19 protein-coding genes are annotated in these 15,124 nt (G+C 26.0%); all 19 read left to right on the top strand.

Features of this window, described 5'->3' with window-relative positions; genetic code table 11:
- The first annotated feature begins 10 nt into the window (after positions 1-10).
- On the top strand, positions 11-1,867 hold the full coding sequence (locus tag R5Z65_RS05055; protein WP_317367489.1) for an ATP-binding protein: 1,857 nt from the start codon (positions 11-13) through the stop codon (positions 1,865-1,867).
- Complete coding sequence (locus R5Z65_RS05050) at positions 1,868-2,683, top strand: C39 family peptidase (protein WP_317367487.1); 816 nt, start codon at positions 1,868-1,870, stop codon at positions 2,681-2,683. It begins immediately after the preceding gene.
- On the top strand, positions 2,680-2,835 hold the full coding sequence (locus R5Z65_RS05045) for a hypothetical protein (protein ID WP_317367485.1): 156 nt from the start codon (positions 2,680-2,682) through the stop codon (positions 2,833-2,835). Before R5Z65_RS05050 ends, R5Z65_RS05045 begins: the two co-directional genes overlap by 4 nt.
- Positions 2,836-2,854: 19 nt before the next feature.
- Positions 2,855-3,835, top strand: coding sequence for a hypothetical protein (locus R5Z65_RS05040; RefSeq protein ID WP_317367484.1), 981 nt, complete (start codon positions 2,855-2,857; stop codon positions 3,833-3,835).
- Between the two features lie 120 nt (positions 3,836-3,955).
- On the top strand, positions 3,956-4,189 hold the full coding sequence (locus R5Z65_RS05035) for a hypothetical protein (protein WP_317367481.1): 234 nt from the start codon (positions 3,956-3,958) through the stop codon (positions 4,187-4,189).
- Positions 4,176-4,586, top strand: coding sequence for a prepilin peptidase (locus R5Z65_RS05030; protein ID WP_317367479.1), 411 nt, complete (start codon positions 4,176-4,178; stop codon positions 4,584-4,586). Before R5Z65_RS05035 ends, R5Z65_RS05030 begins: the two co-directional genes overlap by 14 nt.
- Positions 4,587-4,598: 12 nt before the next feature.
- Positions 4,599-5,354: a Flp pilus assembly protein CpaB gene (gene cpaB, locus R5Z65_RS05025; protein ID WP_317367477.1), complete on the top strand. Its 756-nt coding sequence runs from the start codon at positions 4,599-4,601 to the stop codon at positions 5,352-5,354.
- A 4-nt stretch (positions 5,355-5,358) separates the two neighbouring features.
- The gene (locus R5Z65_RS05020) at positions 5,359-6,153 is read left to right on the top strand and encodes an AAA family ATPase (protein ID WP_317367475.1); all 795 of its coding nucleotides are present in this window, start codon (positions 5,359-5,361) and stop codon (positions 6,151-6,153) included.
- Entirely contained in the window at positions 6,153-7,538 is a 1,386-nt protein-coding gene (locus R5Z65_RS05015; protein ID WP_317367473.1) for a CpaF/VirB11 family protein, read from the top strand. Before R5Z65_RS05020 ends, R5Z65_RS05015 begins: the two co-directional genes overlap by 1 nt.
- On the top strand, positions 7,539-8,462 hold the full coding sequence (locus tag R5Z65_RS05010; protein WP_317367472.1) for a hypothetical protein: 924 nt from the start codon (positions 7,539-7,541) through the stop codon (positions 8,460-8,462).
- Positions 8,463-8,474: 12 nt separating this feature from the next.
- Positions 8,475-9,350, top strand: a complete 876-nt coding sequence (locus R5Z65_RS05005) for a secretion protein F (protein ID WP_317367471.1) — start codon at positions 8,475-8,477, stop codon at positions 9,348-9,350.
- Positions 9,351-9,362: 12 nt separating this feature from the next.
- The gene (locus R5Z65_RS05000) at positions 9,363-9,764 is read left to right on the top strand and encodes a DUF4320 family protein (RefSeq protein WP_317367469.1); all 402 of its coding nucleotides are present in this window, start codon (positions 9,363-9,365) and stop codon (positions 9,762-9,764) included.
- Complete coding sequence (locus R5Z65_RS04995) at positions 9,761-10,306, top strand: hypothetical protein (protein ID WP_317367468.1); 546 nt, start codon at positions 9,761-9,763, stop codon at positions 10,304-10,306. The genes R5Z65_RS05000 and R5Z65_RS04995 overlap by 4 nt, the downstream gene beginning before the upstream one ends.
- 12 nt (positions 10,307-10,318) lie before the next feature.
- Positions 10,319-10,729 carry a hypothetical protein gene (locus R5Z65_RS04990; protein ID WP_317367466.1) on the top strand — a complete coding sequence of 137 codons (411 nt, stop codon included), beginning with the start codon at positions 10,319-10,321 and terminating at the stop codon, positions 10,727-10,729.
- Between the two features lie 3 nt (positions 10,730-10,732).
- The gene (locus R5Z65_RS04985; RefSeq protein ID WP_317367464.1) at positions 10,733-10,909 is read left to right on the top strand and encodes a hypothetical protein; all 177 of its coding nucleotides are present in this window, start codon (positions 10,733-10,735) and stop codon (positions 10,907-10,909) included.
- 395 nt (positions 10,910-11,304) lie between these two features.
- A complete protein-coding gene (locus R5Z65_RS04980) occupies positions 11,305-11,577 on the top strand; it encodes a hypothetical protein (RefSeq protein ID WP_317367463.1) in 273 nt (90 codons plus the stop codon).
- 34 nt (positions 11,578-11,611) lie between these two features.
- On the top strand, positions 11,612-12,220 hold the full coding sequence (locus tag R5Z65_RS04975) for a hypothetical protein (RefSeq protein ID WP_317367462.1): 609 nt from the start codon (positions 11,612-11,614) through the stop codon (positions 12,218-12,220).
- Between the two features lie 18 nt (positions 12,221-12,238).
- Positions 12,239-12,949, top strand: coding sequence for a hypothetical protein (locus tag R5Z65_RS04970; RefSeq protein ID WP_317367461.1), 711 nt, complete (start codon positions 12,239-12,241; stop codon positions 12,947-12,949).
- A gap of 67 nt (positions 12,950-13,016) precedes the next feature.
- The gene (locus R5Z65_RS04965; protein WP_317367459.1) at positions 13,017-14,903 is read left to right on the top strand and encodes a hypothetical protein; all 1,887 of its coding nucleotides are present in this window, start codon (positions 13,017-13,019) and stop codon (positions 14,901-14,903) included.
- Positions 14,904-15,124: the final 221 nt, after the last annotated feature.

Here is a 15,124-nt window from a genome sequence, read left to right as displayed (position 1 = left end):
AGGAGATATTATGAAAAATTGTAAAACAAACATAAATGAAAGTTTACTTAATATAATATCGCCAACAATATTAAAGTTTAAAGATAAAGGTATTGAAATAGGCGAAAATTTAGCAAAATGTTATATAATATCAAAATACCCTAGCAGGTTAGAGAATGGTTGGCTTGGTAAAATAAGCAATGTACAAGGTACAATAATGATTAGCGAGTTTATACCTCAATCTGAAGGTATTTTAGTTTCTGCCTTTAGTAAAGATATTGCAGAAAATAAAGTAAGAGCAATATCTGAAAGGGATAATTATCGACGAATACAGGCAGAAAGGCGTGTAGAAGATGGGCAAAATATTCTTAAGCAGATAGAAGAAAATGGCGAAAGCATCGGTATTATGGCAAATATAATTTTAGTTTTAGGTAATAGCGAAGAAACTTTAAGAAAAAATAGTGAAAAGCTAATAAATACAGTTGCAGGGTTAGGTTGCCAAGTAAGGCAAGTGCCTTTTTACCAAGAAGACGGCTTTTTAACAATAGCCCCCTATGGATATACTACTGAAATAATGAGAGAGTTAGCAGGTAGAGCAACTTTATTATCCACTTATATAGGTGGATTTTTTAATTCTAGCGAAGGGTTTAGCGATGAACAAGGCTTTTATTTTGCAAAAGATATAAATGGTAAACTTATGATAATGGACTTGTGGAAACGAGGAGGCGACAGAACAAACTCAAATATAGTTGCAGTAGGAGCTCCTGGCAAGGGTAAATCAACGGCTATCAAAAAAATAATACTTAACGAATATATGCTAGGTACTAAAATACTTATAGTAGACCCTGAAAGAGAATACGATGATATTGTTAAAAATTTAGGTGGAGATTGGATAAATTTAGGTGGTAGCAACAAAGGAAACATTAATCCACTTGAAATAAAGCCTATATCTTTACAGAGTAAAAATCAAAAAAATAATGAAGAAGATGAAAGTATAGATTTAGAAGAAGATGACGAAGAAGTAGAGTTTGATGGTATAGGAGCATTAGCCCTACATTTACAAAATTTAGAAGTATTCTTTGGTTTGTGTTTGGCAGAAATAACAGAAAGACAAAAAACTATTTTAAATGATAACTTAATTAAACTTTACAATCAGTTTAATATATTTTGGGACACAGATATAAGTGGTTTAAAAAATGAAGATTTTCCTATTATGTCAGATTTGTACGATGTTTTAAAGAAAAATAAAGAGATTGAAACAGATACAAGAGCAGTACAAGATTACAACGACTTACTTTTATACATAGGTAACTTAATAAATGGGCAAGACCAATTTTTATTTAACAAACATACAAGTTTACATACAGAAAGTAAAATAGTATGTTTAGATACTTATGACTTGAATAATTCTTCTGAAAGAATTAAAAAAGCACAGTATTTTAATATAATCAGTTGGTGTTGGCAACAGATAACAAGAGATAGAAAAGAAAAAATAATGCTTATATGTGATGAAGCTTACCTTTTAATAGACCCTGAAATACCACAAACACTTATAGGACTTAGAAATATAGCTAAAAGGTGTAGAAAATATGAAGGTAGTATAGTTGTTATAAGTCAATCAATAATAGACTTTCTAGACCCAAGAATAAAAATGTATGGACAAGCACTTTTAACACTTCCTTGTTACAAAATATTTTTAGGTAGTGATGGTAAAGACTTACAAGAAATAGTTGATACATTTGAGCTTAAACAAATACACAAAGATATAATACAAGCAGGTGTACAAGGACGAGGGCTACTTATAAATGGTAGCAAACACTATATTTTTAATATGGAGCTTGCCGACTATGAAGCAAAATATATACTAGGTGGAAAAGGTGGAAGATAAATGCCTAAAATAGCCTATTTAATAATAAGAGAGTTAATAGCAAGATTATTAGATGAAGAAAAACGAGAAAAATTAATAACAGGTTTAATTATAGGTATTGCTACAATTTTTCTTTTTTTGACTTTTATATATTACATAATTACATCGCCAATAACTGTGTTGTTAGAAGTAACAGGGGCAGACATAGATAGTGAAATATCACAAATTTTACAAGATTTTAAGAATGAAAATCATATAAAAGATGACGCAATATACGAAGGTAGAGATATACCTTTATTTTTTCAATTTGACACAAGGTGGGCTAACCACTCATATGCAGGTACTACTATAAAAATAGCAGGTTGCGGACCGACATCTTTAGCAATGGTTGTAGTAGGTTTAACAGGAGATACATCAGTAACACCACTTACTATGGCACAATTTAGTACAAGTAGGGGGTGGGCTATTAATGGAATGGGAAGTAGTTGGGAGCTTATGACAACAGGTGCAAGAGAGTTTGGTTTAAATGCAGAACAAGTATCTACAAGTGCAGATAGTATAGTTGAAAATTTATCACAAGGTAAAGTAATGATAGTGTCTACTTGTTACAAAGGATACAACACACCAACAGGAGTTAGCACAGGTTATTTTACTAATGGTGGGCATTTTATCGTATTAACAGGACTTACTGAAGACGGAAAAGTTAAAGTAAATGATAGTTGGAACGAGAAAAAATCAAACGAAACATTTACACCTGAATTTATATCTAATGAAATAAAAGGTGCTTGGGCATATAGTTATGATGATTTAGAAATAGAAGAAAGTGAAGAAATATGAGAAAAATACTAATTTTTATAGCTTTGGTATTAAGCCTTATAGTTTATTTTGGCTACAAACCAACAAAAAATATAGAAATACCTATAAATGAATACAAAACATTTCCACCAAAAGAATATTTAGAAGATTTAGAAAAACATAAGTTTCAGTAGTAATAAGGAGGGAAGTGATATGTTACTATATTTTTCATCTGAAAAGAATGTAGATATTTTTGATAAGCAATCACAAGAATTAGGTATACATACAGATTTAGTGCTAGAACGGGATTTTACAGGCTATATAGAAACCAATAGTACAAAATTAAATCATTTAGAGTTTTTAGCTATTGATTTAGAAAATATAATTGATGATGAAATGGAGCTTATTAAATCTTTATGTGCTTTTAGGCTTTGTAATAGCAATGTTAGTATAATAATTGTTGGGATAGGCAGAGAAAAAGGCGATAGCTTACTTGGTAGATTTTTTGCCGAAGGTATTTACAACTTTGTAACAAGTAAAGATGAAGAAGTTAGAAATTTAGAAGTTAAAAATTGCTTTGAAAAGACAAACAATTATGCTAACACTTTAGGTTATAGAGTTGAAAATTTTGAAGTACAAAAAACTACTGACAAAAAAGGTTTTTTTAATAATTTTTTAGATAATATAAAAAATAAAGATAAAAAAGAAAAAGCTTACAAAAAGAATGAAGAGCATAAACCTAAAAAAGAAAAATCTATTAAAATACAACAGGTTACTACAAAACATAAAATAGGTACACAAAATGAAAAAATTGATACAAAAGAACACCTAGAAGCTAAAAAAGATGACAATAATTTTTGTAATCTATCAGAAAAACAGACTATAAAAACGGAAGAAAAAAGCTTAAGTCAGGTTGCAAGAGAAATAAAAAAAGCTAATTGTGGGCTTATGTCTACATTTAAAAACATAGAAAAAGATATACAGTTAGATGAAAAAGTTTCTATTTTTATAGAAATTATAGAAGATACAAAAGTATTAAATTATTTTGGTAATATAGTAGGTATTATAGAAGATGGCACGGCTATAATTGATATAGATTTTGAAACAGAGATATTAAAAAAATACTGTAATGATAACAATTTAAAGTGTATATTTAAAGAAAATATTTATGATAAGTTAGCTAATTTTAGCTAACTTTTTGTATTTATTAGGAGTTTGAAAGGGGGAATGCCTATGATTGTTTAAATTATGCTTGTGTTCAAGTATAAAAAGTAAATTAACAAATAGTTTTATAAATTTTAGGAGGAAAAAACAATGAAAAAAATTAATGAAATTAGTACAAAATTATATATTAAAGGACAAATGGTAAAAGAAAGAGTTGTAGAAAAATTAAAAAATAATGACGGCGAGTTTTATATTGACAAAAATGTTACTATTGCAATAGTAGTTGTATTAGGGTTAATATTGTTTGGGTTAGCAAAAGATAAATTACCAGAGCTTTTTCAAAAGGCAATTGATAAAGCAGGAAGTGTATATGATGGTGTATAAAATAACTTTAATATGTTATTTTATCATACTGACAATAGGTAGCATATATGATTTTAAATATAGAAAAATACCTAATTGTATACATTTATTAATATTATGTCTTTGTTTATTTACCTTTGATATATATTTAGATGGACTTATATTATCTATTGTTTTATTATTGTTAGTTGCTTTTACTAACTTTAATATAGGCGGTGGAGATATAAAGTTTATAGGAGCAACAGGGTTATTATTTGGGCTTGAAGATACAATATTAATGGTTATATTAGGTATTTTTGTTATGTTTATTTATTATGGTATAGACAAGGTATTAAGAAGGAAGCAAGTAAAATCGCTTCCTTTTTTACCTTTCTTTTTAATAGGTAATTTGCCTATATTATTATATAGTTTAATATAAAGGAGAAAATATATGTTAAGTAAAAGAACAATTTTAGGTTTAATAGTTATGGCGATAGGTATTGCAACCTATTTCTTTAATCCATTTCAAAATGGAGAAGATAAAGTAGATGTTTTAGTTGCTACAAAAAATATAAATAGTGGGGATAAAATAGAAAAAGATATGATAAAAACATTAAAGCTTTCTAAATATAATTTACCTAAAGAACTTATAAAAGCAGACCAAAATATAATAGGTACTTATGCAAAGACAAAAATATTAGAAAATGATTTTATAACAGAAAATAAAATATCAGTTAAGCCTGTATCAAGCTCTGAATATTTAACAAACTTAAATGGAAAACAGGCTATATCTATTTCACTTAAAACTTTATCAAAAGGCTTAAGTGGAAAAATAGAAACAGGAGATATAGTATCTATAATTGTACCACAAACAGATGAAAATAATGATGGATATATACCACAAGAGCTTAAATATGTTGAAGTAATAGCAGTTACAGATGAAAGTGGCTACGATACAAATGGGCAACAAAATGGAGAGCAAAAAGAATTATATTCTACAGTAACATTACTTGTAAATGAAGCACAAGCAATAATGCTTGCCAATTTTGAAGATAATAGTAACGTACATATTTCTCTAGTACATCGTGGAGATGAAGAAATTAAAAAAGCATATTTAAAAGAGCAAGATAAAGTTTTTGGTATTGTGGAAAGCGAAGAAGAGTTGGCAGAAGATGTTACAGAACAAACAACTATAAATAAGGAGTAATTTTATGATTAATTTAAAAAAAGGTAAATATTTTAAAAGACAGTTTGAAAATGAAGAAATAGAAGAAATAAGTTTAAATACTAAAATGTTAGCTATTTGGGGAAGTCCTAATGCAGGTAAAAGTACGATAGCTATAAAACTTGCAAAAAAGTTATCATCACAAAATAAAAATGTATGTTTAGTTTTTTGTGATATGACTGCCCCTATGATGCCTTGTGTAGCTTTAGAAAATGAATTTGAATTTAAAGCTAGTATAGGTAGTATATTATCTGCAAACAACATAACAGACAATTTAATAAAGAAAAATTTAACTATATTAAAAAGAAATAGTTATTTAGCATTATTAGGTTTATTAGAAGAAGAAAATGAATATTCTTACCCTGAAAGTACAGAAGAGCAAATAATGATACTATACGAAAAATTAAAAAATATATTTGATTATGTAATTATAGATTGTACAAGCTATATATCTAATAATATGCTATCAATAGTAGGTTTAAAGATGGCAGATAATATAATTAGAATAGCAAATCAAGACGCTAAATCGATAAGTTATTTTGTATCACAAAATAGTTTATTTAAAAATGCAAATATAATTGATGATAAGCCTATAAAAATTTTGAATAATTATGAAAATAATTTAATAGAAGAAGTTTTTGCTAATAGTGATTTTAAATTTATAAGTTGTGAAGAAATAAAAGGGCAATTTAATGAAAGAACACTTCTTAAAAATCTTAGTAGCAAAAATGGGCTTATTTTTGATAAAGAAATTAATAAATTATTTAGGAGGTTATTTTAATGGAAGATAGATATTCTTCTTTAGGTAAAAGAACATCTATTTTAAATAATAACTTAAAAGAACAAAAATATATAGATGTTTTAAATGGTGCAAAAGCCTTTTTTCAATCTAATGATAATTATAAAGATTTGATATTAGAAGTTGATAAAGGCAGTATAGAAGAAAATAAAAAAGATAAAATAAGGCTTATTTTAGAAAAATTTATAAATGATAGTAACTCATCTGTTGAAGACTTAACAAAAGATGAATTATTAAAAAAATTATATGAAGATATAGTAGGGTTTTCTTTTATAACAAAATACTTAAATGATAAAAATGTAGAAGAAATAAATATTAACTCTTGGGAAGATATAGAAATAAATTATTCTAATGGCAGTAGAATAAAAGCACCTGAACAATTTATAAACAAAGAACAGGCATTAAATATTGTTAGAAAAATGTTAAATATATCAGGTGCAACAATAGATAATGCAAGCCCAATAGTTTTAGGGCATTTATCTAAAAATATAAGGATAGCCGTTTTAAAATCGCCTATTGTAGATGAAGATGTAGAAGTATGTGCATCTATAAGGATAGTAAATGCTAATAATCTAGAACGAGAAGACTTTATAAAAAATGAAACGGCAACTGAAGAAATGTTAGATTTTATATCTACTGTTATTAATTATGGAATAAGTATGTGTGTAGCAGGTGGTACAGGTAGTGGAAAGACAACAATAACAGATTGGATATTAACTACATTAAATAATAAAAGAATTTTTACTATTGAAAGTGGCTCTAGAGAGTTTGATTTAGTAAAGCGTGATAAAAATGGTAAGATTAAAAACTCAATAATACAAACAATAACAAGACCAAGTGAAAATGAAAATTTATCAATAGAACAAGAAGACTTATTAGCAGTAGCACTTCGTTTTCATCCTGATGTTATATGTGTAGGGGAAATGCGTGATAAGGAGGCATTTTCTGCACAAGAAGCTGCTAGAACAGGGCATACAGTTATAACAACGGTACATTCAAACGATTGTCGTTCTACATATAAAAGGGTAGTTAGTTTATGTAAGAAAGGAACAGATATAGATAATCAAACATTAATGGAATTTGTAACAGAAGCTTTTCCAATAGTTGTGTATGCTAAACAGTTAGATAATAAACAAAGGAAATTAACCGAAATAATGGAATGTATTATAGATGAAAAAGGTAATGTTTATTATAATACACTATTTAGATATAAAGTTACTAAAAATATAAGAGAAAAAGATAAAGTTATAATAGATGGACATTTTGAAAAAGTTAATAACATATCTAGCAATATGAAAGAAAGACTTTTACAAAATGGTATGCCTTACAATGAATTAGAGAAATTAATAGGTAAGGAGGTAAGCTAAATGTTTAAGTTTATAACATTTATAATATTTTCTATTGGTGTATACATAGCCTTTGATTTAAACCTAAATCAAATATCTAATAATATATTTGACTATATAATGAGCGATAGCTATAGAAAAAAAGGCATAAAATCTCAAGTATATTTATTAAAAGGGAAAAAGAAAGAAAATATAATAAAAAAGCAAATTTTAGAAACTGAAAGAATGCTTAGGATAAGTAGAAGAGAAAACAAAATATCATTTATTTTTGGTATAAGTTTAATATTTTCTATAATAGGTATCTTGATAGCATCAAGTTTTCAAAACATATTTTTAATACCAACATTAGCAGTAGGATTTTTACTTATACCTTTTTGGTATTTTCAAATAAGTGCAGAAAATGCAAAAAAAGAAATAAATGAAGAACTAGAAGTAAGCTTATCTGTAATAACTACTACATATTTAAGAAATGAAAATATAGTAAAAAGTGTAGAAGAAAACTTACAATATTTAAATGAACCTATAAAAACATTTTTTAAAGATTTTTTATTTGATGTAAATAGTATAGGTATAGAAAATGCACTTTATAAATTAAAAGGGAAGTTAGAAAATGCCATATTTCACGAATGGTGTGAAAGTTTAATATCTTGTCAAAGTGATAGAACTTTAAAAGCTACATTAATGCCTATTGTAGAAAAATTAAATGACATAAGAGTTATGAATTCTAAAAGCGAAGCAATGTATTATTCTTCAAGACAAGAATTTTTAATAATGGCAATAATGGCTATATGTGCAATACCTGTTATAAAATCAATAGGACAAGAATTTTATGATGTACTAATGACATCTAGCATAGGTAAAATGACTATTAGTGTTGTAGCAGGTGTTATTTTAATATCTGCTTATATGGTTTTAAAAATAACAAGACCTTTAGAATATAAATAAGGAGATGTAGGTATGGATATAACTCTTTTAATACCAAGTATTTTATTAAGTATTGGTACATTTATGTTTTTTTCAGGTATATTAAAATTACCAACTAAAAGGCATATATCTAGTGTTAAAAATTTTAATACGACTGCTAAAAGTATATCGTATATAAAAGAAGATTTTTGTTTAAATATAGCTAATCGCATTGAAAAATTTATAAAGCTTGAAAAGTCTAAAAAAGAAAAACTTAAAAGAAATCTACGAATTGCAAATATAAAAAAGACAGAAGAAAACTATGTAGCTTATGCTATTGCTAATAGTATATTTTGGTTGTTATCTTTTATTATATTAAGTTTAATTTTTAATAAATTTTTAATATTTGTAGGTATAATGTTTGGCATAAAAATATATTTTGATTGTATAAATGAAGCTCAAAATAAAATTAAAGAAACTAGAGAAAATATAGAAAAAGAAATGTATAGATTTGCAAGTACTATCGAACAAGAAAGTAAAAATCATAGAGATGTTATAAAAATATTTGAAAACTTTAAAACAGGTACAAATGATAGTTTTAAAAGAGAAATAGAAAATTTACTTGTAGATATGAGATTAACATCTTATGAAACTGCTTTAATAAGATTTGAAAATTCTATAAATTCTACTATGTTGTCGGAAGTAGTAAGAGGACTTATTGGTATGTTAAATGGAGATGATAATACAGAATATTTTAGAATGTTGTCATACAAATTTAAAAGTTTTGAGCTTAATAGATTGGAAAAAGAAGCACAGAAAATACCAGGAAAAGTAACAAAGTTTTCTATGCTTATGATGGTATGTATGCTTTTATTATGTGCAGTAGCTATCACATTACAAATAGTCAACAATGCAGGAACTGTCTTTTAATAAGGAGGCAATATGTTTAAAAATGTAATAAAAAAATTAAAGGAAAATAAGGGCGAGTTTTATATAGATTTTAGCTTATCATTGTTTATTATATTCATAATTATAGGTTTTGTTTTAGAATTGTATCCTATTTATGCGAAAAAGAATGATTTAAATACATTTGCAAACGAAATAGCTAGAACTGTTGGTATATATGGACAGGTTGGAGCAGAAGTAGAACAAAGGATAGAAACATTAAAGAAAAGCCTAAATGTAGACCCTATAATAGAATATGATAAAAATAAAGTAAATTTAGATGAAGAATTTACAGTAACTGTATCGGAAGCATACACCGTAGATTTAGGTAGTTTTTTTACATACAAAATAAATTTAAAATCTAAGGCATCAGGTATAGGCGAGGTGTATTGGAAATGATAAAGGCTATTGTAAAAAAATTAAAAGAAAAAGATGGGAATATGTATATATTGGCATCTTTTATAATGGTTTTTATATTTATGGTTACTTATTTATTTTCCTTATATTTTGAATTAAAAACAATAAGTAAAGGTATAAGAGATGCCGTGCAAATTGCTACAATAAAAACTATAACTCATAACTATTCTAATGTATTTAGAGGTACAAGACAAGGTTATGCAACAGGGCATAAGCCTTTAGGAGAGGAAGAATGGGAAGAAGTAATTGATTATGGGAAAATATATGAAGAAGTGGGAAGTTTATTAAATCTTAAAGAAGAAAATGGACAGTATATAAAATATACTAAAGATGATAAAGTAGAATATAAAATACATAGCTTAAATGTAACCATTGATAATATAGAGATAGGTTCTCTTAATACGGTAGATAAATTTAATGCAAATGTTACTATAAAACTAGAAGTCCCCCAAACTTTTTTAGGTATTAATGGTAACTTGAAGTTAACTTTAAATCTAAAAGCAGGTTATGTAAATAAATTTTAGGAGGTAAAAGTATTGAAAAAAAGAAAAATAAATATATTAATTGCTATTATAATTATATGTGTTGTTAGTATATATTTTGTTAATTTAAAATATAAAAATTTACAAAAAAATAATCCCCAAATTATAGAAAATACAAAAGAAAAAAGACAGCAAATAAAAGTACCCCCAATAGAAACAACAGAAGTAACTGAAGCAACTAGCCAAGACCAAGAAACAACTAATATTTTAAAAAATGAAGAAATAAACAATAGCCAAAACGATACAATTGAGCAAATAATACAAGAAGACCCTAAAACACCTGAATATACTGAAGTAGAAAATTTACCAAAAGTATTAGAAGTAGAAGAACCTACAACAGATGAAAGTATGAAAAAACCTGAAGTAATACATAATGAATTAAAAATAGAAACAACAACTAAATAGGAGGTGTTAAAAATTAAAGAAACTAACAGAAATATTAAAATAAAAGTTTTGGAAAGAACAAGCTCAGGTGTAAGATTTTTAGATTTAAAAGGTAAGATTATAAAAACAGAATACCCATATATATACATAAAAGGATATACTATAAATACAGAAAATATAGTTAAATGGCAAGAAATTTAAAAAACACATATAAAAATACTTGACAAATAAATATATTTACGTTATAATTTATTATAACGTAAATATAAAATTAAAATCAAATAAAAATAAGTTTATAAACTATTTTATTAAATTATACTCATTTTGTTAGCAATAGCTATAATGAAAAAGTGAAAATCTATCATACAAACATTTTTACAAATTTAGTGTATAATTTTAAGTTGGGGTAGTTCACGATTGACAATTTGATTATTAGAACTTTCAATTTATGATAGAATATAATATGATTTTAGAATATACTATAATTGAGAAAAAATAAACCATATGTAAAATTAGATAAACTTGATAATTTTATTATTATGTGATAATATTGATTTATAACAATATTTAATAATATATACTACAAAGTAGTTTATATGGATAATGTTTTTTCTAAAATAGAAGAATTTTTTAGTAAAAATTTAGATAAAATATTAAAGTTTATTGATAATACAAGTGAAGAAAAATTAATTATTATTTTTATATTTCTTTTGATTTTTACAGTAATTATTATATTTTATTTATTAAATAAGAAAGACAAGACTATTGAGATATTAAATAAAAACTTAGAAGAAAAGAATGCAATTATAGCAGGTTTAAATCTTTGTATTAAAGATTTAAATGATAAATTGTCGAAAGAAAAAGTTTAATTATATATTAATAGTCAATTAAAGGGGAATTATTATGAATACATTTTTAATAATTATATTTATTTTTTTTATTTTATTTTTAGTAATTAAAAAATTTATCTATTTACCTATAAAACATACAATGTTAAGGCGTACTTATAAAAAGGAAAATTTAATATTAATTATAAATAAAAAATATAATACAATTAAAGAAAATCCTATTATAAAAAAATATCCTTACTTAAAAGAACATATTGAAAGGATTATATACCTTACTAATAAATATTTAAGAACAGAAGAATTTTATAGTAATACTTTTAAATTAGATACACTAAATAGAGCTTGTCCTGAAAAAAATATTGATTTTATAAAAAAAGAAATTGTCAAGGTTTTAGATAATAAGGAACAAGAAATAATTAGTATACTAGATGACATAATAGATTTAAATTTACTAATTTTAAAAAGTAGAAAGCCAATTAAATATATTAAATTGATATCAAAAAAATTTGTTTTAATAAAAGTGATACCAAAATTAATAAAAATACTTAACAATTTTGATAAATTTTTAAGAAAAGAGATTGTTAAGGTTGAAAGTTATAATAAAGACACTATTTATAAAGAATTAAATCAAAATATATTAATTGAGAAGTTATTAATAAAATAAATAAGAGAGGTAACTATTATGAAAAAAAATGAAGGTAAAAACAAAAAAGGTATTATTATCGGAGTATCTGCTTTAGCGTTAGCTTTAATAGTTGGTGGTGGATATATAATGTTAAATGATAAGGACAGTGAATTAGTATCTAGCAACATAGAACAAGTAACTATTAATAATGAAAGCATAACAAAAGAAAACACGACATTATTTGATGAAGCAGAAGAAGATAGCACAGAAAATATTACTAATACAAATAAAGAACAAAGTACAAAAAGTACATCATTACAACAAGACGCAACAATAGCTAAAAATGAAAAAGACAAAAAAGAAAAAAATGATAAAGTAACAGAAGAAACATCTGTACAAAAAGAAACAAAAACTACTACAACTAAAAAAGAAGAAACTACAACAAAACAAGTAACAACAGAAAAACAAACAGAAGCTACTACTCAAGCGACAACAAAAGCTCCTGTTAAAGAAGCAACACAAACAACAACTAAAAAACCTGAACCAATAACACAAACTACTACAAAAGAACCAATAACAGAAAGCACAACAAAAGCTCCTGCTAATAATAATGGTAGTGGAAATAGCAAACCTAATTATAATGAAATAACAGATGAAAACTTTTGGGATAAAGCAGAAGAAATACTCGGACCTACAATAGATACAGGTGAAGTAGGTGGTGGAGAAACTGCAGATTTTAATTTAACAGGTAATGTAATAGGACAATAATAACTCATATTTAGAGCATTTCATTTTATGAAGTGCTTTTTTATATTAAAATTTAAGGAGGGAAATTATGAAGAAGATTAAAATAATAATGGCTATTATCTTAATTTTTTCTTTTTGTTTTAATAGTATAAGTATTTTTGCAAATGGAGATACAAATATAGGTAATGGTGGAAATGGTGGAGATTATGATAATGGTGGTAGTGGCAAACCTGATACTATACTAGGTAATGAGCAAGATGAAGGTGTAAGAGTAACATTGGTTGAAAGTAAAACTAATAAGCCTGTTACAAGCCCCATAGATTTTGCAAATAACCCTAGACAACCTATACAAAAATACTTAGGTACAGGATACAAACTTTATTATAAGGAAAATAAAAAAGTAAATATGTACGATGGTAAAGGATATAAATGGAAAAAGCCAAAATATAAATTACCTAAAATAGTAGGTGGAGATTTACAAACAATAAAAAATTATTTTGGCGATGAAGGGTTTATTAAATATTTTTCTAATATAACAGGATTTGATTATGAAAAAATGATAAGTGGTGATTATAAACTTATGTTAGAACCTGTTGGTTATCCTAAAATAGCAGGTAAAGTAACAGCTTGTACTGCAACAGAGTTAGCATTACTTGATATAAAAATGAATGGTTATATATCTAATAGTTATATTAAAAATTTTAGTCATATGAACCTACCTTTAGCTATGTTTTTAGAAAAAGATGAGTTTGGTTTAAATGCTTATAAAGGTGGCACTAATTATAGAAGCACAAACGAAACAATTATAAATCAATTAGGTGTTGGAGCAGTTACCTTTAAAGAAAAGGAAGAAGAGCCTGATATTGAAAAGTTTGACTACACATATAGAACAAATACAGATGTTATTACATCTATAAAAGTTAGTGGTGGAGAAAGCAACCCTGACCAACCTATGACTGTTTATTTTGATATTTTAGGCAACAAATATAAAGTTAGTAATATATTTTATCCTCAAGGAGAGAGCCAACTTGCTTGGGTAAAATGGCATACACCAAAAGAACCAATGGAGTTAGAAATACCTGTTACAATAGTAAAAGAACACTTAGACCCACCACCTAGTGTATGTAACCCTTCTTATGACCCACCAAGACCAAGCCCTACTATAACAGAAACCACTATAACAGTAAAAATAGAAGAATTAATAGAAAATACACCACCTGACCCTGATGCAGATGATAGATGGGGAGGTTATCAAAAATTTAATGTATATGAAGCAGAAAGATATATACCTAAATTAGAAGAAGTAAAAGATGCTAAATGGACTATATGGAGTGCAAGTTGGCATTCTAACCCTGTAGAAAAAGGTTGTGAAAGATACTGTACAAGTGGAGAAGAACATGATGATGGAAATGGTGGAACTTGTTATCATTATTGTGAACACGGAAGAAGTGAACATCACTATTATACAGTATATTATATCGTAGATGAAGGTTGGTGGGAATATGAATTACAAGAAAAATACGCAAAATTAAAAATAGACCATTTAATAACATCAGACAAATATAATCCAACTGCTAAAAGAAATGGCAAAGAAATAAAAAGTGCTTATGGTGTAGACCAATTTTTAAATAGTAGAATAGTATCTAATGATGTAGCTAATACAACTAATATACAAAATGGAGTTTCATTATTTCCTGATTTCCACTATAAAAATTATTTTAGAGTGTTAGATTTAACATATAATAAAAATAATGAAAGTAAGTTAGAGTTTAAACCTAATAGGTATTCTACATTAAAATCTAGAACACATTTTACACCTATATGGTATCCTGATAAAGCTGATTATAACGTTTATACATATGCATTTGATGCTTGGACACCTGTTGGTATGTTATCGATAAATTTATTAGATGGTGTATATGTTGATGGAGATATGTGGGACGATTGGACTGTAAGACAATTGCCTGTAGATTAATATTTATTTATAGAACAATTGGTATATAAAAGTACAAGATAAATACAATAGATTAAATTTAAGGCAGAATTTTTATTCTGTCTTTTTTGTTTTGAAAGGAGAATGTAAGCTATGGGAATTAGATTTTATGAAATAGTTTATCAACCTAAATTTAAACAAGATGTGTTTATGAGCCAAACTATACTTAGTTTATGTTTTGTGTAATATTAAAGGGCAAATTG

It is taken from the genome of uncultured Tyzzerella sp., assembly GCF_963558545.1.
Lineage (GTDB): Bacteria > Bacillota > Clostridia > Lachnospirales > CAG-274 > Tyzzerella.
This window is presented reverse-complemented; position numbering and strand designations above follow the sequence as displayed.

Bases quoted from the DNA above. Each gene is read 5' to 3' on its own strand.
- R5Z65_RS05055 (WP_317367489.1), top strand. From the start codon at position 11: ATGAAAAATTGTAAAACAAACATAAATGAAAGTTTACTTAATATAATA.
- R5Z65_RS05050 (WP_317367487.1), top strand. From the start codon at position 1,868: ATGCCTAAAATAGCCTATTTAATAATAAGAGAGTTAATAGCAAGATTA.
- R5Z65_RS05045 (WP_317367485.1), top strand. From the start codon at position 2,680: ATGAGAAAAATACTAATTTTTATAGCTTTGGTATTAAGCCTTATAGTT.
- R5Z65_RS05040 (WP_317367484.1), top strand. From the start codon at position 2,855: ATGTTACTATATTTTTCATCTGAAAAGAATGTAGATATTTTTGATAAG.
- R5Z65_RS05035 (WP_317367481.1), top strand. From the start codon at position 3,956: ATGAAAAAAATTAATGAAATTAGTACAAAATTATATATTAAAGGACAA.
- R5Z65_RS05030 (WP_317367479.1), top strand. From the start codon at position 4,176: ATGATGGTGTATAAAATAACTTTAATATGTTATTTTATCATACTGACA.
- cpaB (WP_317367477.1), top strand. From the start codon at position 4,599: ATGTTAAGTAAAAGAACAATTTTAGGTTTAATAGTTATGGCGATAGGT.
- R5Z65_RS05020 (WP_317367475.1), top strand. From the start codon at position 5,359: ATGATTAATTTAAAAAAAGGTAAATATTTTAAAAGACAGTTTGAAAAT.
- R5Z65_RS05015 (WP_317367473.1), top strand. From the start codon at position 6,153: ATGGAAGATAGATATTCTTCTTTAGGTAAAAGAACATCTATTTTAAAT.
- R5Z65_RS05010 (WP_317367472.1), top strand. From the start codon at position 7,539: ATGTTTAAGTTTATAACATTTATAATATTTTCTATTGGTGTATACATA.
- R5Z65_RS05005 (WP_317367471.1), top strand. From the start codon at position 8,475: ATGGATATAACTCTTTTAATACCAAGTATTTTATTAAGTATTGGTACA.
- R5Z65_RS05000 (WP_317367469.1), top strand. From the start codon at position 9,363: ATGTTTAAAAATGTAATAAAAAAATTAAAGGAAAATAAGGGCGAGTTT.
- R5Z65_RS04995 (WP_317367468.1), top strand. From the start codon at position 9,761: ATGATAAAGGCTATTGTAAAAAAATTAAAAGAAAAAGATGGGAATATG.
- R5Z65_RS04980 (WP_317367463.1), top strand. From the start codon at position 11,305: ATGGATAATGTTTTTTCTAAAATAGAAGAATTTTTTAGTAAAAATTTA.
- R5Z65_RS04975 (WP_317367462.1), top strand. From the start codon at position 11,612: ATGAATACATTTTTAATAATTATATTTATTTTTTTTATTTTATTTTTA.
- R5Z65_RS04970 (WP_317367461.1), top strand. From the start codon at position 12,239: ATGAAAAAAAATGAAGGTAAAAACAAAAAAGGTATTATTATCGGAGTA.
- R5Z65_RS04965 (WP_317367459.1), top strand. From the start codon at position 13,017: ATGAAGAAGATTAAAATAATAATGGCTATTATCTTAATTTTTTCTTTT.